Origin of the sequence: Yersinia vastinensis (genome assembly GCF_902726565.1) — a bacterium.
Taxonomy (GTDB): Bacteria; Pseudomonadota; Gammaproteobacteria; order Enterobacterales; family Enterobacteriaceae; genus Yersinia; species Yersinia vastinensis.
In genome coordinates, this window is record NZ_CACVAF010000008.1 from 219,026 (window position 1) to 243,500 (window position 24,475).

A 24,475-nucleotide genomic window follows, 5' to 3' on the forward strand; every position below is an offset into this window, starting at 1 on the left:
AATTTAACGAGTAACCAAAGCCCAACCCACTTAACTGTGGGTTTTTGCGTTGTTTTGCACCATCCCCCTGCTATCATGTAACGAACTGTTATGGATGGGGATAATGGAGTGATAATAGTAAAGTCTGATTTAGCTCAGTTCCTTACAGAAAAAGGTGTTCCATCTGAATGCACTCAATGCGGGCATGACTATAACAATACTTTTGTTTCACCGTTGGCAAAGGTTGCTGATGCTGAAATCTTCATTTTTGAAAATCGCTCTCTCTTAGACAGCGACGGCACAACAGCCATATTAAAGTACTATCCTGTTTATTGTGATAATTGCGGCTATGTTCGGATGTTTAATGCAGATCACATTAGTCAATGGATATTAGATAGAGACCAACAGAAACCAAATGGTGGCAAAGATGAATAATGTCACTAATATTGGCACCCCCATATCGGGCAAGGGTGGCTGGGGTGGGAATGGCTCCGGTCAGGATGATGGCGGAGGTGGAGGAGATATGCATATACGTGTCGCCAAACTTGAATCAGATGTAGAGCATATAAAAAAATCATTAGATGAGGTTAAGTCTGATGTCCGCGAGATTAAGCGTGATATTAGGTCTGAGTTTAATGAAGTCAAATGCGACTCAAAAACTGATTTTAGATTACTTTTTGGTGCGATAATAGCTGTAGCCCTTGGTTTGTCAGGGTTAATGGCTAAAGGTTTTCACTGGCTTTGATGGGGATAGGGATATGTTCAAAGGGGTTATTGCAGGTTTATTGCTAATGGTTTTTGTTTCTTGTGGCGTTTTTGCTAGCTCAGATAAAACTGTAATAAAAGATGTGGCCACATCAGTATGTCAGGGGCGAAGTACTGGGGTTGAATTGTGTGAGCGCATTGTAAATACAGCTATTATTAAAGCCTATGAAGCTGGGTATATAAAGGCTGGTTGTGCTGTTGGTGTTGAGGAAGAAGGTTGCGAGCAAAATAAGAAAATTGAAGAAGAGATAGAAAGCATTCCGACAAATAAATAATAAGGTTAAGAATGAAAAATATAATCATTGGGTTGGTTGTTATAGTTCTAACTGCATGTTCTAGCATAAGTGAAATGAGAGAGCGTGGCCCGCACTCAGAATTTAAGAGCAAGAAAGATGCTCAGGATCTTGCCACTTGCATCACCATGGAATGGCAGAAATTTAAAGTAGTTGGCGGTGGTGCTACAGACGTCAGTATGAGCTTGCTACCAAATGGGTTCTCAGTATTTACCCCAAACCAAACAGAAGTAGCAGATGTAGAAAATATAGATAATGGTTCTACAGTTAAGTTTTTTGTTCAAACAGGATTATTTGACTGGAGAATTAATCAGAGAGTTGATGGAATTAAAAAATGTATCTAACAACTATGTAAAAAAATCGAGGTCGCTTAGGCGGCCTTTTTTATTGGAGATAATATGACTGTATTTGCGCAAGAAGTAATGACACCAATCAAACTAAGTGGCTCATTAGCTAAGATGTTCGGTCGCGACCATCAACGATTAGTTGGTAGCTCTGGCGAAGTTATTAAGGCCTTATGTGTAACTATTCCTGGCTTTGAGCAATACCTGATGACGGCCAAGCAGCGAGGGCTAACGTTTGCTGTATTCAAAAATAAGAGAAATATCGGTAAGGATGAGTTGGAGCTTGCCAGCGGCGGCCAAGAAATTCGCATTGTGCCTGTAATTATAGGGAGCAAACGGGGTGGGCTGTTCCAGACCATACTCGGTGTAGCTTTAATCGGCATGGCAACATTTATGAGTGGAGGCTTGGCGGTGGCGTTTGGTGCGGGTGGAGTATGGGGTGGTGCAATGGCAATGATGGGCGCATCGATGGCTCTTGGCGGCGTAATCCAGATGCTATCACCGCAGCAGAGTGGGTTAGCTATGAGGCAATCGCCGGACAACAAACCAAGCTATGCATTCGGCGGCCCAGTTAACTCTACAGCTCAGGGTAACCCTGTGGGCGTACTCTACGGCAAGCGTCGAATTGGCGGGGCGGTTATCTCGGCGGGTATTTATGCTGAAGATCAAATGTAAGAGTGGTTACTTTAATTAACGCCGAAAGGCAGGAGTGAGTTATGACGCAAGAACAGCGAATTGAAGAATTAGAAAATGAAGTTAGTTCTCTTAAGAATGTAGTTACAAATCTGGTTGGTGGTAATTTCTCAATTAATGAGGGGGAGGTTTTTATCGCTAATGCTTTTATTCAGCCAGATACAGTATCAAACGTATCAGCTATTATTGAAAATGCTGAAGCTAATGCTCGCCAGTACTCAGTGCGGGTTGGAGTCAATCAAGTCACGAGTGATAACTCTATAGCTTTGGCGTCCACTCAACGATTAAAGTTGCGTTTTGATGTTTTATCACCAGTGCGGGATATGCGCGTAGCACCAGACTACGAAGACCGAGTTGAGAAAAGTAAAGACTTCAGCTTCGGTATGATAAAAACATTATATTCTAAAGTTCACGTGAGTGGCTTTACTGACGATGAAAGTGATCGCTCCACATTAACAATACATTATGTTGAAGATTATACCGATGAAAGTACCTTTAGTGGTGTTATGGCACGAGCAGAAGAATATGCTCGCCATTATTGCCAAAAGTTGGGGTTAGGCGCGGAATAACCGCGCCATGATATCACTCCTCTAGTTTATCCAGTTTATCGAATATTTCTCTAGCTTTAGCGTTTATCGAATAAGCATAAGCCGATTCCGCCAATTCCTTAGCGTTCTTACCGTCATGTGAAGACCCATAAATTAATTCCAATGCCTTCATGTTGTAGCCAAAGAATTCCTGTGCGGTTTTCCCTGATGACTTGGCAATAATGGCGAGATAGAAAGGCAGTGCTTTATCAATGACATCAGCATGTAGATCAAATTGTGGCAGCACGCTATCAAGCTGCTGGCTCAGTGGTTTCATAAAATCATGACCTTTTAACATTTTAATTTCCTTATCCCAGAGTAAATCAGCCATTCCTCCGATAGATAACACTCAAGCCGCGCATGGCTAGAGTGGGCTGACCTTACACAATAGAAGATCAGCCGGTAATCGCCATTGAGTTGATCAATAAACACACCAATGCCCACGAAAGGTGGGCTTTTTTATGGGTGAAATATGGCACGTAAACCGATTAAAGGCCGCAAAGGTGGGAGTAGCAATGCCACAACACCAGTTGAATCACCGGATAGCATTCAATCGACCGCAAGAGCAAAGTTATTAATTGCCCTCGGTGAGGGGGAGTTTGCAGGGGGCCTGGATGGAACCAATATTTATCTTGATGGAACTCCGATTAAGAACTCTGACGGCACCAGTAACTTTACAGGTGTAACGTGGGAATATCGTCCCGGCACTCAGGCTCAAGACTACATCCAAGGCATGCCAAATGTTGAGAATGAGATAACGGTTAACACAGAGCTGAAATCAGATACGCCATGGGTTCGATCCATCACAAACACTCAGTTGTCGGCTACACGTATTCGTCTAGGGTGGCCTTCATTGCAACGGCAGGCCGATAACGGTGATGTGGGTGGGTATCGTATTGAATATGCGATTGATATTTCTACTGACGGCGGGGCTTATTCAACGTTACTCAATACTGCGATAGACGGTAAAACAACAACGTTGTATGAGCGTTCTCATCGAATCAATTTACCTAAAGCCTCGACCGGCTGGCAAATTCGTTCTCGCCGAATTACTGCCAATGCTAACTCAGGCCGCATTGCCGACAAGATGAATGTTGAGGCTATTTCTGAAGTCATCGATGCTAAATTGCGTTATCCAAATACAGCACTTCTCTATATCGAATTCGATGCAACTCAATTTCAGAATATCCCAGTTATTTCGTGTGAGCCAAAAGGGAGGATTGTTCGTATTCCTACTACTTATGATCCAGTGACTCGTACCTATTCCGGTGTGTGGGATGGTTCATTTAAGTGGGCTTATACAAATAATCCGGCATGGATTTTTTACGATATTGTATTAGCTGAACGGTTCGGGCTTGGTAGCCGGATTGATACGAATCAGATAGATAAGTGGGAGCTTTATCGAATTGGTCAGTATTGCGATCAGCTTGTTCCTGATGGGCGGGGTGGAAGTGGTACTGAGCCTCGTTTTACTTGTGACGTGTATATTCAGTCTCAGGCTGAGGCTTTTACAGTACTCCGTGATTTGGCTGCCATTTTCCGTGGCATGACTTACTGGGGAAATAATCAGCTTTGCGCTTTGGCAGATATGCCACGCGATGTGGACTATATATTCACACGGGCCAGTGTGATTGACGGACAGTTCACCTATGGCGGTGGTTCTGAGAAAAAGCGCTACACAACTTCGATGGTGAGTTGGAGTGATCCCGCCAACAACTTTCAGGATGCAATCGAGGCCGTATCTGATAATGATCTGGTTCGCCGCTACGGCGTCAATCAACTCGATATGACAGCTATCGGCTGCATTAGGCAAACAGAGGCAAATAGGCGTGGGCGCTGGGCGCTGCTGACAAATAGTAAAGACCGAACCGTTAATTTCAATGTAGGGTTGGATGGTGCCATTCCGCTGCCTGGTCATATCATTGGCGTTGCGGATGAGATGTTATCCGGTCGGAAGATGGGAGGGCGTATTAGCACGGCGTCGGGCCGTAATATCACTCTGGACCGCGTGGCTGATGTCAAAGTGGGTGACCGGTTACTCGTTAACTTACCTAGTGGCGTGGCCCAAGGTAGAACGGTACAAGCAATAAACGGGAAGGTAATCACTGTCACAATGGCTTACAGCGAAACACCGGAAGCAGAAGGCGGCTGGTCTGTTGATGCTGATGATCTAGCCATTCAGCAATATCGGGTGACCGGAATTTCTGACAATGACGACAACACGTACAGTATTTCTGCCGTCCAGCATGATCCCGATAAATATGAGCGGATTGATACTGGCGCTCGTATTGATGAGCGACCAATCAGCGTAATTCCACCAGGTGTCCAGCCGCCACCAACGAATGTTGTCATTGATAGCTTTTCAGCTCTATCTCAAGGGCTGGCCGTAACAACATTGCGTGTGACATGGGAGCCTGCTGCTAGCGCAATAGCATACGAGGCAGAGTGGCGCCGTGATAACGGTAATTGGATATCAGCGCCACGTACTTCCGCTCAAGGATTTCAGGTTGAAGGAATTTATGCGGGACAATATCAGGCTCGTGTTCGTGCTATTAACCCCTCTGAGATATCTAGTATTTGGGCGAACGCGCAGGAAACAACACTAAAAGGCAAAGAGGGGAATCCTCCCATACCTGTTGGCTTTGCTGCTACTGGCATTCTCTTTGGTATTACCCTGAGTTGGGGTTATCCGGAAGGGGCTGAAGATGCGTTAAAAACAGAGATTGAATATAGTCTGTCTGCTGATGGCACTGATGCCATGTTGTTGAGTGATGTGCCGCACCCGCAACGGAACTACACCATGCAGGGATTGCGAGCAGGGCAAGTGTTTTGGTTTCGTGCGCGGATAGTTGATAAATCTGGCAATCAGTCACCGTGGATTGATTGGGTTCGTGGCATGTCCAGTACAGACACAAGCGCTATTCTCGAAGCGATTGGTGATGATTTCATTAATAATACAGAGGCAGGGAAGCAGTTATTTGATAATGATTTTATGAATGCCGAGGCGATACTGGAAAATGCTCTTGCGAATGATGCTGGTATCGTGCAGCAATGGGCACAATATGGTGAGAATAGAGCCGGCGTTATCCACTTAACGACCACGACTGCTGACGCTGAAAGGGCACTCGCTGAGTTTGAAACATTGGTTACTGCAACATTCGAAGGCCAAACGGCAGCAATCGACCAGAAACTTACCGCCATTGTTGATAGTAACGGCGCAAGCACAACTTACAGCTTACGTGCGGGAATCAACTATAACGGTAATTTAGTCAATGCTGGCATGGTAATTGGTGCGGAGTTTATTAATGGAGTAGCTAAATCATCAATTGGTTTTACTGCTGATCAATTTATATTGCTCTCGGGTCCATCTGGTAATGTTTCATCACCGTTTGCGGTTGTTAATGGGCAAACATTTATCAATGACGCATTTATTCAAGACGGCTCTATTAGTAACGCCAAAATTGGTAATTACATCCAGTCAGCTAATTGGAATGGATCTACAATTGGCTGGAATATAGATAAAGATGGGAATGCCACATTTAACAATGCCACAGTTAGAGGACTAATCACAATGGATACAACCACTAGTGGCATCCGGACAGTTATAAATAATTTAGGAATAACCACGTACCACAGTAATGGGCAGGTCGCAGTTAAATTAGGGTATTTCTAATGGCGGAACCTATTCTATATGTCTCCCCCAGCGATGGGGGAAAGGGTGTCTATATGACATCTGGAACACGGTTACTTAGATTTCTAGGAAACTACGACACATTGGGAACAGGCAACCCGCCATCCGTTGTTCTGAATGGGTATACGGGGGGGCAATTATATTTAGTCCCGACATCCTTCGGGGGTGTTAACACCCCCGCGGGGTCGGCCTCTGCCTATGCGTGGTATATTAATGGTTATTCAATGAAGGGTAATCGTATCACTTTTGGCACTACAAATGAGAATAAGGGATGGGCGACATTCTCAGCGTTTGAGATTCCGACATCCCCATCGTTTGGAACCTACGGATTATTCTTGCAAAATTCGGCTAATTTTATGGCAATAACCGACGCGACAGCATTGGGGTTTTGCACATGGAGGGGGCAGGTCACTATATCGTCAGATTGGCAAGTACCAGCAGGGATACCGAACCGTGATAATGCTATCGTGTTTGCCAATTGGAACGATCCTAATGTGTCTTTACTTTACGATAGTCCCAATAAAAATATTCATTGCTTTGCTATCAACTCTACTGGCTCGACGAGTAACGGTTCAGTGGTTGCTAACGTGTGTGTTTTCACTACGGGGTTTTTCCCCGCACCACCTAGCGCGGGAACGGCGGGGCTAGCTATTTTTAATACGTCAGGGCAATGCACATATTCATCCCGATACGCGCCGCTACTTCTGGCAAATACGACACAGCTAAGTTCCACACCTAATACATGGGTAAATACTGGCATAACAAGACCCATGATACCCCTACCTAGCCTTGGTGGGCTGCCAGCAGGACTGGAACAAAGCGGGGGCTTTATAGGGTGGTATCTAACCGCTATGAGGATGTCGGGGTCAAGTATAACGGCAGGACAAGGTGCGTATTTAAACAGCGTCCCAATGAGTGACAATAGATACGGTAATAGCCCGTTAGCTTTACCTGTTCTAAATACTGACACTTACTTTTAAATCAAATTAGGAATAATCATATGTCTTGGTATAAGGCAGGTAAAGTCACGTCCGTAGCCGGAACAAATGTTATTACCGGTACTGGCACGTTATGGAGTAATCCAATATTTGGCATTGCTCCCGGACAAATGCTTTTCGTTCCCGGTGCGGGTCAGGTTGTTATATATGAAATATTAGCTGTTGATAGTGACACCAAAATAAGAACAGTAAGTAATGTAACTTCATCCATTACTAATTCAGATTATGCAATAGTAACAACCGTATCAAATTCAATGTCTGATTTAGCACGGCGAACCGCTGTTCAATTGGCTTTATACCAAGGTTTGCTTGAAGACTGGCAATTAATAACGACTGGCACTGGCAACGTAACAATAATAGCCCCGGACGGCACACAAGTAATAATGCCATCGCTTAATCAGATGAATGAGAATATCAACAGCAAGATAACACAGCAGCAGTTAACAGGCGTTATTGGTACTGCCAGATACGTTACTATGAATGTAACCCTCGCAAGCGCTACTGCTGCACTCGTTGCGGCTGAAATAATTGTGCAAACAGCCGGTGGATTGCAATATAAAATACCGAATTTCAATAAAAGCATAAATCTAGCTACGGTGGGTGCGGGTGGTATGAATGCGGGAACCGCTCCGGCGAATGGATTTGTTGCACTATATGCAATTTATAATCCGTCTAGCACTGCATCAGCATTGCTCGCTGTAAATACAACCGGCAGTGTTGCACCCGAAGTATGCGGTGTAACTATGCCAGCCGGATATACCGCATCTGCACTTATCAGCGTATGGCGAACCGCATCTAGCTTATTAGTTGAGGGGCAGCAGATAGACCGTACAGTAATTATTGCCGCCTCAGCAGTTTCTTCAGGATCTGGAAACGTGACAAGCCAATCATTTAGCCTTGATGCGGCAGCACCCAAAAATACAAAGTCGGCCTTAATTGAAGCGATAATTAATGCGACAGGGTCTGGCAACTCTTTGATAAGGGTAGCGGCATCAGATCGTCAAATTGGACGAGTGTTCTCTCAAATAGGGGGGCCACTTGCGAGTTTTTCTGCGTGGGTACTTGTTACCAAAGCATCGAACGCTTTATTCCTGACAACGGGATCAGGGGTCACCACCCCCAGTTACAGCGTGTATTGCAACGGCTATTCATTTTAAGGATAAATCATGGATTATTTTGCGTTCGAAGATGTTAGCAGACAAAAAATTATTAATTGGTCTTCTGGCGGGATAGATACCGACTATTTTGAATTTACGGGTAATATCGAATTCAGTGATGAGCGATGGTATAACTTTTATTATAGCTTTCCGGACTTCATGCGTGAGTTTCTTCCTGTGCCGACATATGTCCCGCCAGCAGAGAGTGAGATTAAGAAAGAGTAAGTTAATTCATTTTCCTTTCAGCAATTACCTTAAACTCTTCTTCATACTCAAACTGACAGGTAGCAACAGGTCCTGATACTGGTTCAAGCCTTGAAACGCCATCCCACCACATCATATCGCCGTCAATTATTACTTTCTTTGAGGCCCACTCAGGTGCGCCCGTAAAGCTCTCTTTATTTCCAGAGATAATGTTCCATTTCATGAGTATGTGTCCTTTGATGTGGTGGCGATAGGGTATGAATTGATCAGCAAACATTCAAATTGGTTAGACAGATCAATGATTGTTTATTGATCGGTTAAAACGATCAATCTTGGTTGGCGTAGAATTTTGAAGCAGATGGTAATATTGACAGTGTGATTGTTGGCAGGGATGCCTGTGGGAGTGGTAAGTAGTGAGTGGGGCAAAAATGGGGCAAAAAATTACCGCAAACTAACTCGAACTATGCCAATCACAGTTGAGACACTTTGCGGTAAGTCACTGCCAGCCACGAAGTTCACACGAACTTACGCGAATTTAAAAACAACCACTTCACATAATGAATATGGGTGTCTAATAATTTTTTTCATCTCTGAATAGTGTCAGCGCAATTTTAAATAGCTTGGGTTTTGTGCAGTGAAATGCCAACCCAAGAGATTCCTATCCTTTAGCAATAATTCACTTCGCACCTGAGAGCAAAATTTCATTCAACACTTATGTAACAATTTGAAGCGATAGTTATTATTTAAATCAATTGATACAGGTGGTTGTGATGAGAGTTTATTTAATGTTATTTCTTGCCTTTTTCCCCGCATTTTCATTTGCTAGTGAACCTCAAACCCTCTTGGCGGTACCCGCAATCATGAAAGTTTCTGAGGCAGTTTGCAGTAATCGTTATGCAAAAAAAGAACGTATTGCCTGCATGAAATTAGTCGACTCTTCGATTCTTAAGGCTTACTGGGTAGGGCAAATGAAGAATACCTGCGCCTCAAAGTTTAATGTGTCAAAACCGGGCTGCGTCAATATTAAAAGGCTGGTGAAAGCATTAGATAAAATGGGCGATCAATATCTTGAAGAATAAGATAAACAACCCGTAGTTGCTATGAAGTGCATCACGGGTATTATTCAATTTCTTCGTGTGATAATGCCCACAGATAAAGAGATGCGGTTGTTCCATAAGGCGCGTAACGGCGACGATATTTTTCAAAACGTTCACGTGGCAGTGTTTTATGACGATATAAATTCATCATGCCACGGCGGATCGCCAAATCCCCCCAACTGAGCACATTCGGGCGGGAAAGTGAGGAGATAAGCAGCATTTCCGCAGTCCAAACACCCACACCATTCAGGCTTGATAACTGAGTAATCACTTCATTATCGGGTAACTGGGAAAGAGCCGATAAATCTAACGAACCATCAAGTGCAGCCTCAGCCGCGCCTTTAATGTATCCGGCTTTTTTCATGGTCATTCCGCAGCCTTGAATCGCTTCGATGGGAGTTGCTGCAACGGCCATAGGTGTTACGGCACCTAATAATGCCACCAGACGTGTATTGACGGTGAGGGCGGCTTTAACTGAGATTTGTTGATCAACGATATTTCTGATTAATGCAGCAAATAAATCGGGTGATAACGGGCGGACGATCATCCCTAGTCGTTCAATGGCCGCGGCCATCTTTTTATCCCGCTTTTTGAGGTGATTAATCTCTATCTCACCGTAGCTATAATACATACCTAAAAACTCCCTCGTGTTGTGTGCGAAAAATAAAAAGCATAGCGCTAATTCCTTGCGACGCACACTCCGTTTCTTGCTTGTTGTCGTTAAGCGCTTTCAGCCAATGAAATATCCTGATGACCAATCCTCTGCAGTAAGACTGAGATATCAATAATATCCACTTTATCCGCTTGCAAGTGAGTCGTGGCATATTCATACCAAATGCCGGATTGCAGGAATAAAATGAAAAGCTCTCTGTCCAGATGATTCTCATTCACCATATTGACCATAATATTCAGTGCTTCAGATAATAATTTCCCTGGTTTGTAGGGACGATCTGCCGCGGTTAGTGCTTCAAATACGTCGGCAATTGCCATCATCCGCACCGGGATGCTCATCTGTTTGTAAGTCAGCTGATAAGGATATCCTTTGCCATCCATACGTTCATGATGCCCACCGGCAATGGTTGGCACATTTGCCATTGTGCGTGGGAAGGGGAGTTTTTTTAGCATCACAATCGTCTGCATAATATGCTCATTTATTTTATAACGATCTTCTTCCGTCAGTGTCCCACGGCGAATACTGAGGTTATAAATCTCCCCACGGTTATAAAGTAAGGTTGGCTCTGGCACTTTGAAATCATAATATTCTGGACGTCTGTTTTTATTATCGCGATAAATAATATGTTCTTCTTTATCTGCCAGCATAGGTTCTTGTACTGGCAATGATGCGGCTGGCTGCCGGGCTTTACGTGCTCGTTCCTCATTAGCAATACCTGCGTTATCATCCAATGTACGCGTCCAGCGATAACCGGCAATTTGCTGGATACGGGTTATTGCTTCATCAGACATAAATTCGCCGCCGACATTACAATTAGCGATAAAGTAAAAATCTTCATCTAATTGACGTAATTCGTCAGCCAGCAATTGTTGGTCAGTGTCACTGGCAGTGACATTTGCATGGCGACGCAAGAAAGCAATTTCTTTCTCGCGTTTTAATACTTCGAATCTCATACGGACTTCATGGATACGGTCATAAATTAATTCCAGTTTTGTTGATTTATCGACAACAAATTCAGGTGTTGTTATTTTGCCGCAGTCATGTAACCAGCAGGCAGTATGCAATTCTTCCCACTCATTTTCTGATAAAGTAAAGTCCGCGAATGGCCCTTCTTTAACATTAACGGCGGCTCGGGCCAGCATTTTGGTTATTTCAGGTACGCGCTGACAGTGTCCACCGGTATAAGCACTCTTGGCATCTATCGCTCCGGCAATAAGCTCGATAAAGGCATTGAGCAGGTTTTTTTGTTCTTGCAACAATCTCTGTGTTTCCACAGAGACAGAGAGACTACCCACCAAGGCGTTTACTAACTGAATCTTCGCGCGTTCACGTTCCGTATTTAATACATAAGGGTTAAATAGCAGCAGGAAACCTAACAGTTGCTCATCATGGGTTTTCATTGGTACAGCAATAAAACGTAGTGGTAAATATGGCTGTAGAAAATCCTGTAATTGGCTAAATATGTTTTCTTTATTCAGTGTTCCGGTGATGGTTTTTCCTTCAAGTACCGGTTGGAAAGTAGTGAAATTATCTTCTGCTACTTGCAATGAAGACATCTCTGCTACGGGAATATTTTGACCATTCCAGCGAAATGCTGTTGGTGTAAAGACGCCCTCATTTTTATCGGCAAGAAAGATAATTCCTCCCGTCATAGCAGCAATGTCGGTAGTTTCACTCAATAATCCCTGCATCTGACGGAAGAAGTTATTTTCAGCGGTCAGCATATTACCCATTGAAATAAACTGTTTCAGTGTCGATTTCATTTTCGACATTGATTTGTGCAGTTCATCCACTTCTTCAATCACGGAGTGTTCTAGCTCTCGCTCCTCAAAATATAAGTTACTGATTGAATCAGCATCCTGACGTAAACGAATAAGGGGCTTGGATATCTTTCTTGAGAAATACCAAACAATTGGCAAACTGAGCATTAGTAAAATAAATGCAATAAAGGTTGAATGATTACGAATAGAATTTGCATCCGCAGTTAGATAGCTTGCAGGTGTAGCAATAACCAATTGATATCGATTCCCACTGTTATTAATGTCAACAACTGAGCCATACCAACTTTGGTTTTGGGCTTCAAACAGAATACTACGATTATTATTATCGCCATTTGGACTACTTCCCGACGTGCTATTTTCTTGAGCATTAAGCAAGGTTTGCAATACTGGGATCTGCTTGTCAGTGTGAGCCGAAGCGGTCGTGTTCCCTTTATCTTTAGGTAGGCTGGCGATAACCTCACCGCGAGAATTAATAATAATAGCCTGACTACCCGACGGTAAATTTTGCCTTATTAAAAACTGTGATAAGGATGCGAGAGAAACATCCAAACCAATAATTGCCTGTTTATTCTCCGCTTGCCGGCTATAGGTAAAACCGGCTTCTCCTGTGCCTTTAAAAATATAGATAGGGGAGGTGATCAGTGTCGGACTAGCTGAGGCCAAAATAAACCAGTCTCTGCGCCGGGGGTCATAGTTATCATTATCGCGAGGCATAACTGCAATAACTTGTTGCTGTTTATCCAGATAAATAAAGCGTTTTTCCGGCAAGCTATCCAGAAAACGATTGCTTTGGATCATCCATTCGGCATTTTCTGGGGCATGAAATAATATACGGTTGGCATCCGTCAGCCGCCGTAGCATGAATAAATCCCCGTTAGGATAGGCACTATATACGGCACTGGCGTAGTCATTTTGCTTTAAGATTTCAATAAATTTACCGACAAATCCCATTCTCTGTTCAAGGGTTGTGAATTCCGTAATTTGCATGCTAGCCAGAATATTAACAGACATCATCATTGGCCGAGTCACGGCATCCAACTCGGCGGCAATGGCTTCACCTGTTTTTTGATACTGCCTATTGGTACTGATCTCAGTCAGTTTGGTCAGTTGGCTATGACCAAAAATAATGATTACGGTGCCGATTGAAACAATCAGCAAGGTAAAGAGTGCCGCAATCTGGATATGTAAGGGATAGCGGTTTTTTAGTCCGAACAGGTTGCTTGGCATCATAACCGCCCCGAAAGATTATTATTTCATCAATTCTAATCATAGAATGTGCCACTCTAATTAACATATTCCTCTTTCTTTCAGTGGCTTATGGTTAATTATATGATTATGAAAACTTTTTTAGAGATAGTGTCAGGATTGTTGGATGAAAAAACTGATGACTGAGCTAAAAAAAATGTTTTAGCGCGCAGAATACCTAAAAGCAGTATTTAGCAGTCCGAATGACGACCAGTAGAAAGGATGTGAGATATCTAAATAAATAGAAATGTATTGGTAGGTAAGGAGATAAACACAAGTCGTAAAAACGATCTGATGCCCGTTTGTGATATCCAGAGCTTTAATCCGGTGTGTGGAGGCTTAAATAGTCATGATAATGCAGAGACGCAGGGTCATTATCTGATGGCTGCAATCGATGATGTCCTCTAATTGCAGTGGGGGCAAAACCAAAACGTTTGCGAAAACGTTCAGCAAAACGTGATGCGCTCTCGTAACCGACTTGGCTGGCAATAAGTGAAATTGGCCAGTCTGTTCCTTGTAATAGGCGTAAGGCACTGGTCATTCGGACATCAATCATCAAGTCACGTAATAATGTATTTTCTGCAGCCAATTTCCGCCGTAATACCACTTCGCTCATTGCCATATGTGCGGCGACTTCAGAGGCTGACCATATTTTGTGTGGATCAATTGCGAGACAACGACGAACCTTTTCACTTAATGAATTGCCTTCACTGAGTATAAATTTAACACCACGTTGAGCTAACCAAAGCAGTAATTCAAGCATGCGGTGCCTGACGATAGTCGCAGGGATATCACCTGTATCTGATATTGCTTTAAAAGTATTGCTGAAAGTATTAATAAATTCGGGTGCTAAATTGCGTACGGGCATAACGCCAGGAATAACATCAAGACAGGCTGAGGCCGGATGATTGGCAAAAGTAGCAATCAACCGAGGATCACAGCGAAGTTGGTGACTGAAAAATAACCCATCATCCGATAGGCTATTAATGACATCGACGGTCTGGCCGCTGCTGACCGCGACTATTTCGCCGGATTGGACAATACACTCTTGATTATCCCAACGGATAACCTTATGTCCACGGTTCACCATAATGAGCAAAGGATGCTCAATATAAACAGAGGTGAGTAGTAGCTCTGTGTGTTGAATAACATGTGCCGAGCTACCCACACCAGGGCAAAAATTAATTGTACGTTCCATCGATATTCATTTCACAATTTAAGCCTAAGAATATCTTTACGCCTTGAATAGCAGACTAGCAACTTATTTTAATAGAAAACTCACAGTAACTGACTATTTTAGCGAAAAGTATTAAGTATGAGAATAATAGCCAGTTAGATATGGGTAATTGTTACTGCCAATATAATTACATGTTAAAAACAATGACAATCAATCATCATGTTAATAATTGCATTGGCAAGTAACTACTGAGCGGTCAGCCAATATATAGCGACTATCTGAACTGCCGATTACTGTGTTTCACCCAGCAGTAATGCATGGTCAGGGAACTGACCATAGGTATTATTAACAGCCTGTTGTCGGGTAGATTGCCCAACCAACTCACTTAAGGCATTGAGGCGCAGTTGTAATAAGCGTTTGATCTCAACTTCATTATCCAAAATAGCTTTTAGCTTCTCTCGTAATAACTCTTGTAATGCCAGAGATGAGCAGGAGGATATAGTGATATTTGCGGTGCTTTCTATGGCTTTAAGGTAAGTCATTTCCAGATCAACCAGCGTATCCCATTTTCCTTCAGTAGCCAGCACAAGCATTTGCTCACTGAGAATCAGGATTTGTTGATATTCGGACAAAAGGTGCTGGTGACGTTCCATTAAATGGGGTCCTAATTGGGTTGATAATTGGGGCCGATCTGCCGCCAGGCATCCGCAATGTTCTCTAGCAAAGATGCGACTTCATCAATAGCCTGTTCGTCATTATATAAATTAGCATGTAATAAGCGCCGTGACATGTAGTCATACAAGGCTGACAAGTTTTCTGCCAGCTCGCCGCCTTTTTCTATATCGATACCTGCGCTCAGACCATTATTAATAATGTTGATCGCTTTAGATATCTCAGCCCCTTTGGCTGGGATATCACCTTGAGTCATCAGAATTCGTGCACGAACCAGGGCGCTTTGCGCCCCGTCGAATAGCATCACGATCAACTGATGAGGGCTGGCACTCATTACGCCACTTTCCAACCCTACTTGCGCGTAGGTTTGGCTCCCTGATCGGTTATACATACACTATCCTTTATGAACTGAATTGCTGTGTTAAGAAGTTAGCCGTGCTGTTTAATGAGGTCATCATTTTATCTAATTGCGTAAACTGTGTTTTATAACGCGCAATAGTGGCAGTGATGCTCTCAGTGGTAGCAGTAACTTGTTTGTCTAAACTTTTTAATGACTTATTGATACCGTCAGTGGCATTTTTCAGTGAGCCATTAGTTGTATCGAGAGCAGTATTAAGCAAGTTATCAGTTAGGGTAGCAAAACCGGTGGTTTTACCATCGCCGACAAAGAATGCAGTGACACTGTTGGGTTTATCTTTTAATGCAGCATCAAGTTTGTCTGAATCAACGACTAATTTCCCATCAAGATCCTGTGTAATGCCTAAACTGGTGAGAGTTTTAATATCGCCGGATTGAGCCGACCCGATTAGACCTTTCAACTGAGTTTGGATATTACGTAAAGTGCCATCACCAACTAATGCCCCATTACTGGTGGACTGGTCGGCACCGGCTTCAACTGCTGTATATTTCGTTAAAGAAGCAAAGGTGGTTTGCAGCGAGTTATATGCATCAACAAAAGATTGGATTGCCGTTTTAGTCGCTGAGTTATCACGAATGATGTTTAATTGTTCTGGTGCGCCAGCCTTTGTCTCTGATTTTAGATTAATTGTTACGCCTTGAGGCGCATCTGTAATTGTATTGCTTTGACGTACAATGCTGGTGCCGTTGACCGTTAATTCAGCATTCTCTGCGGCGACTTTTTGTGTCATCCCACCACTACCACCGGTAGCACTTGGCGTATAGTTCAGAAAATCATTTAAAGTATCATCGCCAGTCACACTCACAGTCATTTCTGACTGAGTTCCGGTATCTTTAGCTGTTAATGACAAATAATAGGTATTGTCATCGGCTTTCATAATACTGGCGCTGACACTGCCTTCTTGTTTATTAATAGCGTCACGAATATCAGTCAGTGAGGTTTTTCCACTCTCTAACGTGACTTCTAGAGGTTTTTTCTGCCCTGGTTGACTAATAGTAATAGTTCGGCTGGCATTACTATTACCCAACTGCTCGGTTGCGGTTGCGACGTCAGAGGACAACAGTGATTGTGCTTTAGCAATATTAGTGACTTCAATAGTATAAGAGCCCGCAGTGGCTTTGCTGTCCGTGGTTGCACTAAATGCGGTATTACTACCACTAACAGTTGTGGTGTTTATGGTGTCTGCTTTTTTTAATGCTGCGGCTGAAGTTTCTAATTTTGCTAGGGCACTTTGCAGCACACCAAAGGCCGTCAATTTGCCTTTATAGCTGGTTTGCTGTTGTGTTAGTGGGGTTAAACGCCCTTGTTCTGCAGTACTTAACTGATCTAACAAAGACGTTAAATCTAATCCTGAACCGGTGCCCAATGCACTGATACTTGCCATATCTAATCCTTAATTTTCAAGTGTCGTTGCAATGGTTATCGGCTGAGGAGAAAGAAAGTTTACACATAAAAGTAAATTTATAATGGCTGGAATAACAGGGGATAACAGGGGGCTATTTCTGCCATTGAATAGGTAAGTAATATAAGGAGGAAAGGCAGAATAATATTATAAATTTTTAAAATTATTTAGTGGAATGACTAAAGGTTCCTTAAAGAGCGCCGATACAAGTTGTGACGGTGATGAAGCCGTGGGCAGTAAGCCCAAACCATAACCCAACAGCATTTAAGGAATAATACTATGGCGGTAATTAACACTAACAGCTTGTCTCTGATGACTCAGAACAACCTGAACAAATCCCAGTCTTCTTTAGGCACCGCCATTGAGCGTTTGTCTTCTGGTCTGCGTATCAACAGTGCGAAAGATGATGCTGCGGGTCAAGCTATTGCTAACCGCTTCACCTCTAACATCAAAGGCCTGACTCAAGCAGCTCGTAACGCTAACGATGGTATCTCTATCGCTCAGACTACTGAAGGTTCACTGAACGAAATCAACAACAACTTGCAACGTGTTCGTGAATTGACCGTTCAAGCGCAAAATGGTTCTAACTCAAGCAGCGATTTGACCTCAATCCAGGACGAAATCAGCCAACGTTTAGGCGAAATTGACCGTGTGTCTTCACAGACTCAGTTCAACGGCACTAAAGTTCTGGCTGAAAACACCACCATGAACATTCAGGTTGGTGCAAATGATGGCGAAACTATCTCCATTAATCTGCAAAAAATTGATGCACAGAGCCTGGGTCTGGGTAGCTACAGTGTTAGCGGTGTGACCAACTCACTGTCTGCATTGACTTCAACAACTGGTGGTGTAACCACAACTACTGCTATTGATATGACCGCGGTTAATACTATCGCAGGTGATAAAGGCTCAACTGTACACGGCGTTGGTGCTGCAAAAGCTGACGGTACATATGATGACTACGTTATCCGCACTACTGATGGTAAGCAATATAAAGGTGCAGTTGCTGCAGCTACTGGTGCAGTAACTTTCGCTGATGCTGCAATTACTGACACGGCGACGTTGAAAACCGCTGCTCAATATACCCCTACTGGCGCAGCAACAGCTTCACCATTGGATACTTTGGATAAGGCTATCAAACAAGTTGATGGTTTCCGTAGCCAACTGGGTGCGGTACAAAACCGTTTCGAGTCTGCTGTCACCAACTTGAACAACACCGTAAACAACCTGACTTCTGCTCGTAGCCGTATCGAAGATGCTGACTATGCAACAGAAGTATCTAACATGAGCCGTGCGCAGATCCTGCAACAAGCAGGGACTTCTGTACTGTCTCAAGCAAACCAGGTTCCACAAACTGTTCTGTCTCTGCTGCGTTAATTCCACAGCGACTTTACACGTTTTCAAACCCCGCTGCGGCGGGGTTTTCTCTGGCCTTGGCGAAATAACAAACAGAGCTATTTCGCCAGGAGTGAGTTCAAATCAGGCGGTAATTGTTCGTTTTTAATGCTTTTTGTCATTACTTTTCGCTCTGTTTTTTCAATATCAGCAATGTGTTAACAGTAAAAGTTACTAGCATAAGCCAAATAGCCGCCTTTTTATGGGCTTATTCAGGCGATTGTCTGACGGGCCTGACAGGATAATGGTACGACTCTCTTACCCTTAGGTGCCTGTCTAGTGAGCGATCTGTATACCGCCGAAGGCGTGATCGATAAAAATTCCCTCTGGCAACGCTATGTTCCCTTGGTTCGCCACGAGGCACTGCGTTTGCAGGTGCGCCTGCCAGCAAGTGTGGAATTAGACGATTTGTTGCAGGCTGGTGGCATTGGTCTGCTGAATGCTGTGGAGCGCTACGACGCTTTACAAGGAACCGCGTTTACCACTTATGCCGTACAGCGTATTCGTGGCGCTATGTTGGATGAATTACGTAGCCGAGATTGGGCACCGCGCAGCGTACGGCGTAATGCCCGTGAAGTGGCCAGTGCGATGCAACAAGTTGAACAGCGTGTTGGACGCCCGGCGACCGAGCAAGAAGTGGCACAAACGTTGGATATCGATTTGGGGGAGTACCGCCAAATCTTGTTAGACACCAATAACAGCCAACTTTTCTCCTATGACGAATGGCGGGAAGAGCATGGTGAAAGTGTCGAACCTCTGCTGGAAGGGCACGAAGATGCCAATCCGTTGCAACATTTATTGGAAGGAAATTTGCGCCAACGCGTCATTGAAGCGATCGAGGCATTGCCGGAACGCGAAAAAATGGTGTTGACGCTGTATTACCAGGAAGAGCTGAACCTGAAAGAAATCGGAGCCGTGCTTGAGGTGGGGGAATCTCGCGTCAGCCAGCTTCATAGTCAGGCGATAAAACGCTTACGTGCCCGCCTGAATAACGACTCTTAATTCACTTTCGCTCAGTGATATCACGGTGTTTAACTTTATTAATGCAGGTCTTCTCATGCCAGAACTTCAGTTAAAAAAGCGGCCACTGAGCCGTTATTTAAAAGATTACAAGCACGGCCAAACTCATTGTTCACACTGTCATAAACAACTTGATCGTATGGCGTTGGTTTTTCGCGGACAAATCATTAATAAAGAAGCGATCTCCGGAATGGACCAACCCATCGATGATCAGGTCTGGTTGAAGCTTCAAAATGAACTCACTGCATTATGTCGTTTTTGCAGTGAAATATATTGTAATAGTGCGCCGGGTTATTTTGATATTATGGCGTTCAAACAGTACCTATTTGAGCAAACTGAGATGAGCCACAGCACTGTTCGTGAATATGTTGTGCGCTTGCGTCGATTAGATGAAATGTTGGTTGCTACGAATTATCCAGCAGAAAAATTCGCCAGCGAAACTATGCACCAGCGCATTATCGATGAACTGCCCAATGCGGCGCATAACAATTACCGCATTGCTTTGCGTAAATATGATCAATATTTGGCGTGGCAAAAAAATTATTAACGGTTAACGGCAAATACCTTGCTTGCGACTTTGTTACAACACCGCGCCCGGTTCAGTTTCCTACTTGCCGGGCGTTTTGTTTTTCTCCTCTCTATCCCCGCAGTACTATTTCTCAGTGAAATTATTTTCCAACATCTATAATAAAAATAAGTGATTATTAACCTTACATCTGATAAATCTATTAAATAGCTACAATTCGTGAATTCCTTGGGGGAACCGTGACTCTTCAACAACAGTTGGCGCAATTTCCGCGTCTAGACTTGGTCGGTAGTGCCACTCCGCTGGAGAAACTGTCTCGTTTATCAGAATATTTAGGTCGCGATATTTATATTAAGCGCGATGATGTTACACCACTGGCATTAGGGGGTAACAAGCTCCGCAAGCTTGAGTTTTTGGCGGCAGATGCCTTACGCCAAGGGGCCGATACACTGGTCACCGCAGGTGCTATTCAGTCTAACCATGTGCGCCAAACGGCTGCTGTTGCCGCAAAACTGGGGCTACATTGTGTGGCGTTGCTTGAGAATCCTATCGGCACTTCGGCAGAAAATTATTTGACCAATGGCAATCGATTGCTGTTGGATTTGTTTAATGTTGAGGTGGTGATGTGTGAGGGTTTGCATGACCCCAATCAGCAATTGGCAGAGCTGGCTACCCGGATTGAGGCACAGGGTTTTCGTCCGTATGTGGTTCCTGTGGGGGGGTCGAATGCCTTAGGTGCATTGGGTTATGTGCAATGTGCTTTGGAAATTGCGGCTCAATCGTCCGGGCATGTTGCGTTTAGCTCAATAGTGGTTGCTTCAGGCAGTGCGGGCACTCATGCGGGCTTGGCGGTCGGTTTGCAGCAACTTTTACCTGAGGCTGAACTAATTGGTGTGACGGTATCGCGCCATGCAGATGAACAGCGGCCGAAAGTCGTCGATATTCAGGAAAAATTGGCTGTATCGCTGGGGATTGACGGGCCGCAGGCTGAAGTCACCTTATGGGATGACTATTTTGCCCCGCGTTATGGCGAGCCAAATGCAGAAGGGTTGGCGGCAATTAAGCTATTGGCGGAACTTGAAGGAATATTGCTGGATCCCGTCTATACCGGTAAAGCGATGGCGGGTTTACTTGATGGCCTTGAGCAGAAAAAGTTTCGTGATGATGGCCCCATTCTGTTTATCCATACGGGGGGGGCTCCTGCATTATTTGCTTATCACCCGCAGGTGTAACCTTTAGTTATGGCTTATTCCATTTATGGCTATCGTTATTAGTTTATATTCCTTTATTCCATTAACAGCACTGATAAAGTGCTGAATATCAAAATAAACATGACAGCTGGGGTATGTATGGGTTTTTCAATTGTACGTCGTCGAGTCGTTCTGGGTATGGTGGCGGTTGCATTGGCAACTGGCCTTAATGTGAAGTCTTACGCAGCCGGTTCTTTGTTAGATCAGGTCAAGGAGCGCGGCACTCTAATCGTAGGGCTGGAAGGGACTTATCCCCCGTTTAGCTTCCAAGGTGAAGATGGCAAGCTGACGGGCTTTGAAGTGGATTTTGCCAATGCACTGGCTCAACATATGGGCGTCAAAGCCAAAATCACTCCAACTAAATGGGATGGGATGCTGGCTTCACTGGAGTCCAAGCGTATTGATGTGGCGATAAACCAAGTCACCATTTCGGATGAGCGCAAGAAAAAATACGATTTCTCAACCCCGTATACAATCTCCGGTATTCAGGTGCTGACTAAAAAAGGCAACGAAGGCCAATTTAATAAACCCGAGGATTTGGAAGGTAAGAAAGTCGGGGTGGGTTTGGGTAGCAACTACGAACAGTGGTTACGTGACAATCTGAAAGGTGTTGATATTCGCACTTATGATGATGACCCAACTAAATATCAGGATCTGCGCGTAGGGCGGACTGATGCTATTTTAGTCGATCGGTTGGCTGCATTGGATCTGGTGAAGAAAACTAATGACACCCTTGCTGCCGCTGGCCCAGCATTTGCTCGCCAGGAATCGGGTGTAGCACTGCGTAAGAATAACCCTGAGTTATTAGCGGCAATCAATAAAGCGATTGCTGAGATGCAGGCAGATGGCACATTGGCCAAAATTTCTGAAAAATATTTTGGCGCGGACGTAACTAAATAATGCAAGAAAGTATTCAATTGGTGCTGGATTCAGCACCATTTTTATTGAAAGGTGCTTGGTTTACCCTCCAGCTGAGTCTGGGGGGAATGTTTTTTGGTCTGGCATTAGGTTTTATGTTGGCCATGATGCGGCTATCTCGCTTCCTGCCATTCTCACTCCTTTCTCGTTTTTACGTCTCCATTTTCCGTGGTACTCCGTTAATTGCCCAACTGTTTATGATTTACTACGGTTTACCGCAGTTTGGGATTGAACTGGACCCTATGCCAGCAGCCTTGATCGGCTTATCACTGAATACGGCGGCTTATACATCAGAGACATTGCGTGCTGCAATTTCATCGATTGAGAAAGGGCAGTGGGAAGCCGCAGCCAGTATCGGGATGACTCGTTGGCAAACACTTTATCGAGTGATATTGCCACAAGCAGGTCGAACAGCCTTGCCTCCATTGGGCAATAGCTTTATTGGCTTAGTCAAAGACACCTCTCTGGCAGCCACTATCCAGGTTCCCGAACTTTTCCGACAGGCACAATTAGTCACTTCCCGCACACTGGAAGTTTTCACTATGTATCTGGCGGCCTCGTTGATTTACTGGATTATGGCGACATTATTGTCAGCATTACAAAATCGACTGGAAGCACATGTTAATCGTCAGGATCAGGAGTAGCCATGAGTACCATCGAGGTTAAAAAACTGACCAAACAGTTTAAAGGTCAACAGGTACTGCATGGTATCGATCTTGAGGTAAACAGTGGCGAAGTGGTGGCGATCATTGGGCCAAGCGGCTCTGGGAAAACAACGTTGCTACGTAGCATCAACCTGCTGGAGATCCCTGATTCGGGAATTATTCGAGTCGGTGATATCGAGATTGATGGCAGCATACCGATCAGTAAGCAGCAACGTCAGGTGCGAGCACTGCGCCAACAAGTGGGTTTTGTGTTTCAGAGCTTCAATTTATTTCCACACCGCTCGGTGCTGGAAAATATCATTGAAGGACCGGTGATAGTGAAGGGCGAAAAACGTGCCGAGGCTGAAAAACGGGCGCGCGAGTTGTTAGCAAAAGTTGGTTTAAGCGGTAAGGAAGATGCGTATCCTCGCCGTTTATCCGGTGGTCAGCAACAGCGCGTTGCTATTGCACGGGCATTGGCGATGCAACCTCAGGTTATTTTGTTTGATGAACCGACCTCGGCGCTGGATCCTGAGCTGGTGGGAGAAGTATTAAATACTATCCGTGCACTGGCTGAAGAAAAGCGGACGATGGTTATTGTCACACATGAAATGAGTTTTGCCCGTGACGTCGCAGACCGAGCCATTTTTATGGATCACGGACGCATTGTAGAGCAAGGCACGGCGAAAGCTTTGTTTGCACATCCGCAACACGAACGTACTCGGCAGTTCCTTGATAAGTTCCTCAATAATCACTAAGCCGTTTGTTTTCTTGTGATAGCAATAAAAGTGGGGCGCGATAAGGTGGCCCCATTTTTATCTGATGTGTCTCTATTATAAGAAGGCTTCGAGTTTAAGACGATGAGCGGTTATTTTCACTTCTTTCATGCGACCATGACCGGGTAAGACTTTTGGTTCAACCGTGACCAGCCCCGCTTTTTGCAAAATAGCCACATCGCGCGTGACAGCACTGCGGTCTCGTTTGAGTCGTGTTGAAAGAGAAGTAATAGAGCCGGGATACTTTTTGACTGCTCGCAGTAAAACAAGGCGAGCGGCACTTAACACGCGCACCATTTCTAGTGGGTCTTCGAAGGTAATTGTATGCTCTGCGGGTAATGTTTGCCCGGTATCAGCTAATACAGCGAGTTGCTTACCCCGCTTGAAAAATTCATCTTCCGTTGCTGTTTTGATGACTAGCTTGTCCATTAACTTCTCCTTAGTGAAGTCCAATCCTTTTGAAAGCAATCCTCTATTTGTTCAAAGCTGACAAAATTAACCGCTTCAATGGCGCCTAAGTAATGGCGATGATGAAACCCGTGAGCATTGTCATAACCGATAACCCGACCATTATCACCCCGCGATAAACAGTGATTGATATAGGCTAAATTATAACGGGTAATGCTACCTGACCGGTCGGCCCATATCTCGCGGCGTAATTGACCATTACCGCGCCGGCTAGCAATTTGATGAGTCTCATCAATAATCTTTTTATCAGCCATGAATATAAATATCACCTCTGAAGGTTGCTGTATACAATATCTTCACTA

General features: G+C 44.3%; 28 protein-coding genes. 18 read left to right on the plus strand and 10 right to left on the minus strand.

The genetic code is table 11. The features are described from left to right. Positions 1 to 90: 90 nt before the first annotated feature. The 6 genes from HUZ92_RS14205 to HUZ92_RS14230 all read left to right on the plus strand — a co-directional run bounded on the left by HUZ92_RS14205 (position 91) and on the right by HUZ92_RS14230 (position 2,643). The gene (locus tag HUZ92_RS14205) at positions 91 to 414 is read left to right on the plus strand and encodes a hypothetical protein (protein WP_145567710.1); all 324 of its coding nucleotides are present in this window, start codon (positions 91 to 93) and stop codon (positions 412 to 414) included. After that, positions 407 to 724 carry a hypothetical protein gene (locus HUZ92_RS14210; protein WP_235896992.1) on the plus strand — a complete coding sequence of 106 codons (318 nt, stop codon included), beginning with the start codon at positions 407 to 409 and terminating at the stop codon, positions 722 to 724. Before HUZ92_RS14205 ends, HUZ92_RS14210 begins: the two co-directional genes overlap by 8 nt. Positions 725 to 737: 13 nt before the next feature. Then, entirely contained in the window at positions 738 to 1,019 is a 282-nt protein-coding gene (locus HUZ92_RS14215) for a hypothetical protein (protein WP_050081191.1), read from the plus strand. A 146-nt stretch (positions 1,020 to 1,165) separates the two neighbouring features. After that, positions 1,166 to 1,381 carry a hypothetical protein gene (locus tag HUZ92_RS14220; RefSeq protein ID WP_174846854.1) on the plus strand — a complete coding sequence of 72 codons (216 nt, stop codon included), beginning with the start codon at positions 1,166 to 1,168 and terminating at the stop codon, positions 1,379 to 1,381. 54 nt (positions 1,382 to 1,435) lie between these two features. Next, positions 1,436 to 2,056 carry a tail assembly protein gene (locus HUZ92_RS14225; protein WP_145579787.1) on the plus strand — a complete coding sequence of 207 codons (621 nt, stop codon included), beginning with the start codon at positions 1,436 to 1,438 and terminating at the stop codon, positions 2,054 to 2,056. Positions 2,057 to 2,097: 41 nt separating this feature from the next. Beyond that, positions 2,098 to 2,643 carry a hypothetical protein gene (locus HUZ92_RS14230; protein ID WP_145579788.1) on the plus strand — a complete coding sequence of 182 codons (546 nt, stop codon included), beginning with the start codon at positions 2,098 to 2,100 and terminating at the stop codon, positions 2,641 to 2,643. 13 nt (positions 2,644 to 2,656) lie between these two features. Here the strand turns inward: HUZ92_RS14230 and HUZ92_RS14235 are convergent, their stop codons facing one another. Next, the gene (locus HUZ92_RS14235) at positions 2,657 to 2,992 is read right to left on the minus strand and encodes a hypothetical protein (protein WP_235896993.1); all 336 of its coding nucleotides are present in this window, start codon (positions 2,990 to 2,992) and stop codon (positions 2,657 to 2,659) included. 141 nt (positions 2,993 to 3,133) lie between these two features. Between HUZ92_RS14235 and HUZ92_RS14240 the strand changes: the two genes are divergently transcribed. The 4 genes from HUZ92_RS14240 to HUZ92_RS14255 are packed head-to-tail and all read left to right on the plus strand — an operon-like array spanning position 3,134 to position 8,732. After that, positions 3,134 to 6,334, plus strand: a complete 3,201-nt coding sequence (locus HUZ92_RS14240) for a TipJ family phage tail tip protein (protein WP_145579790.1) — start codon at positions 3,134 to 3,136, stop codon at positions 6,332 to 6,334. Further along, positions 6,334 to 7,332, plus strand: coding sequence for a DUF6453 family protein (locus HUZ92_RS20890; RefSeq protein ID WP_145579791.1), 999 nt, complete (start codon positions 6,334 to 6,336; stop codon positions 7,330 to 7,332). Before HUZ92_RS14240 ends, HUZ92_RS20890 begins: the two co-directional genes overlap by 1 nt. A gap of 20 nt (positions 7,333 to 7,352) precedes the next feature. After that, positions 7,353 to 8,507: a hypothetical protein gene (locus HUZ92_RS20895; RefSeq protein ID WP_235941874.1), complete on the plus strand. Its 1,155-nt coding sequence runs from the start codon at positions 7,353 to 7,355 to the stop codon at positions 8,505 to 8,507. A 9-nt stretch (positions 8,508 to 8,516) separates the two neighbouring features. Beyond that, on the plus strand, positions 8,517 to 8,732 hold the full coding sequence (locus HUZ92_RS14255) for a hypothetical protein (RefSeq protein ID WP_050296514.1): 216 nt from the start codon (positions 8,517 to 8,519) through the stop codon (positions 8,730 to 8,732). Position 8,733: 1 nt separating this feature from the next. Here the strand turns inward: HUZ92_RS14255 and HUZ92_RS14260 are convergent, their stop codons facing one another. After that, positions 8,734 to 8,934 carry a hypothetical protein gene (locus HUZ92_RS14260; protein ID WP_174846846.1) on the minus strand — a complete coding sequence of 67 codons (201 nt, stop codon included), beginning with the start codon at positions 8,932 to 8,934 and terminating at the stop codon, positions 8,734 to 8,736. A gap of 547 nt (positions 8,935 to 9,481) precedes the next feature. On the opposite strand from HUZ92_RS14260, the gene HUZ92_RS14265 reads away from it, so the two are divergent. Further along, positions 9,482 to 9,790, plus strand: a complete 309-nt coding sequence (locus HUZ92_RS14265) for a hypothetical protein (RefSeq protein ID WP_074007010.1) — start codon at positions 9,482 to 9,484, stop codon at positions 9,788 to 9,790. Positions 9,791 to 9,830: 40 nt separating this feature from the next. On the opposite strand, the gene HUZ92_RS14270 is transcribed toward HUZ92_RS14265, so the two are convergent. From HUZ92_RS14270 to fliD, 6 genes are all read right to left on the minus strand, one after another. Next, positions 9,831 to 10,439 (minus strand): DNA-3-methyladenine glycosylase family protein, encoded by a 609-nt coding sequence (locus HUZ92_RS14270; RefSeq protein ID WP_145579536.1) that lies wholly within the window; start codon positions 10,437 to 10,439, stop codon positions 9,831 to 9,833. An 89-nt stretch (positions 10,440 to 10,528) separates the two neighbouring features. Beyond that, positions 10,529 to 13,489, minus strand: a complete 2,961-nt coding sequence (locus HUZ92_RS14275; protein ID WP_145579568.1) for an HD domain-containing phosphohydrolase — start codon at positions 13,487 to 13,489, stop codon at positions 10,529 to 10,531. A 337-nt stretch (positions 13,490 to 13,826) separates the two neighbouring features. After that, positions 13,827 to 14,705, minus strand: coding sequence for a helix-turn-helix transcriptional regulator (locus HUZ92_RS14280; protein WP_050098334.1), 879 nt, complete (start codon positions 14,703 to 14,705; stop codon positions 13,827 to 13,829). 269 nt (positions 14,706 to 14,974) lie between these two features. After that, the gene (gene fliT / locus HUZ92_RS14285; protein WP_128451028.1) at positions 14,975 to 15,337 is read right to left on the minus strand and encodes a flagella biosynthesis regulatory protein FliT; all 363 of its coding nucleotides are present in this window, start codon (positions 15,335 to 15,337) and stop codon (positions 14,975 to 14,977) included. Positions 15,338 to 15,348: 11 nt separating this feature from the next. Beyond that, the gene (gene fliS / locus HUZ92_RS14290; RefSeq protein WP_050098332.1) at positions 15,349 to 15,747 is read right to left on the minus strand and encodes a flagellar export chaperone FliS; all 399 of its coding nucleotides are present in this window, start codon (positions 15,745 to 15,747) and stop codon (positions 15,349 to 15,351) included. Between the two features lie 10 nt (positions 15,748 to 15,757). Then, positions 15,758 to 17,158 carry a flagellar filament capping protein FliD gene (gene fliD, locus HUZ92_RS14295; RefSeq protein ID WP_050098331.1) on the minus strand — a complete coding sequence of 467 codons (1,401 nt, stop codon included), beginning with the start codon at positions 17,156 to 17,158 and terminating at the stop codon, positions 15,758 to 15,760. Positions 17,159 to 17,455: 297 nt separating this feature from the next. On the opposite strand from fliD, the gene HUZ92_RS14300 reads away from it, so the two are divergent. The 7 genes from HUZ92_RS14300 (at position 17,456) to tcyN (ending at position 23,687) form a co-directional block, all read left to right on the plus strand. Continuing rightward, entirely contained in the window at positions 17,456 to 18,553 is a 1,098-nt protein-coding gene (locus HUZ92_RS14300; RefSeq protein ID WP_050098330.1) for a flagellin FliC, read from the plus strand. Positions 18,554 to 18,850: 297 nt separating this feature from the next. Further along, positions 18,851 to 19,573, plus strand: a complete 723-nt coding sequence (locus HUZ92_RS14305) for an RNA polymerase sigma factor FliA (RefSeq protein WP_050098329.1) — start codon at positions 18,851 to 18,853, stop codon at positions 19,571 to 19,573. A gap of 55 nt (positions 19,574 to 19,628) precedes the next feature. Further along, positions 19,629 to 20,138, plus strand: coding sequence for a flagella biosynthesis regulatory protein FliZ (gene fliZ / locus HUZ92_RS14310; RefSeq protein WP_145579537.1), 510 nt, complete (start codon positions 19,629 to 19,631; stop codon positions 20,136 to 20,138). 218 nt (positions 20,139 to 20,356) lie between these two features. Further along, positions 20,357 to 21,349, plus strand: a complete 993-nt coding sequence (locus HUZ92_RS14315; RefSeq protein ID WP_050098327.1) for a D-cysteine desulfhydrase — start codon at positions 20,357 to 20,359, stop codon at positions 21,347 to 21,349. Positions 21,350 to 21,466: 117 nt separating this feature from the next. After that, on the plus strand, positions 21,467 to 22,267 hold the full coding sequence (gene tcyJ, locus HUZ92_RS14320; RefSeq protein ID WP_050098326.1) for a cystine ABC transporter substrate-binding protein: 801 nt from the start codon (positions 21,467 to 21,469) through the stop codon (positions 22,265 to 22,267). Next, the gene (gene tcyL / locus HUZ92_RS14325) at positions 22,267 to 22,929 is read left to right on the plus strand and encodes a cystine ABC transporter permease (protein ID WP_032910792.1); all 663 of its coding nucleotides are present in this window, start codon (positions 22,267 to 22,269) and stop codon (positions 22,927 to 22,929) included. The genes tcyJ and tcyL overlap by 1 nt, the downstream gene beginning before the upstream one ends. A 2-nt stretch (positions 22,930 to 22,931) precedes the next feature. Beyond that, positions 22,932 to 23,687 carry an L-cystine ABC transporter ATP-binding protein TcyN gene (tcyN, locus tag HUZ92_RS14330; protein WP_145579538.1) on the plus strand — a complete coding sequence of 252 codons (756 nt, stop codon included), beginning with the start codon at positions 22,932 to 22,934 and terminating at the stop codon, positions 23,685 to 23,687. Between the two features lie 75 nt (positions 23,688 to 23,762). On the opposite strand, the gene HUZ92_RS14335 is transcribed toward tcyN, so the two are convergent. Together HUZ92_RS14335 and HUZ92_RS14340 are read right to left on the minus strand one after the other, a co-directional pair. Further along, positions 23,763 to 24,134 (minus strand): HVO_A0114 family putative DNA-binding protein, encoded by a 372-nt coding sequence (locus tag HUZ92_RS14335; RefSeq protein WP_050098324.1) that lies wholly within the window; start codon positions 24,132 to 24,134, stop codon positions 23,763 to 23,765. Then, a complete protein-coding gene (locus HUZ92_RS14340; RefSeq protein WP_050098323.1) occupies positions 24,134 to 24,427 on the minus strand; it encodes a toxin-antitoxin system TumE family protein in 294 nt (97 codons plus the stop codon). Before HUZ92_RS14340 ends, HUZ92_RS14335 begins: the two co-directional genes overlap by 1 nt. Positions 24,428 to 24,475 lie beyond the last annotated feature (48 nt).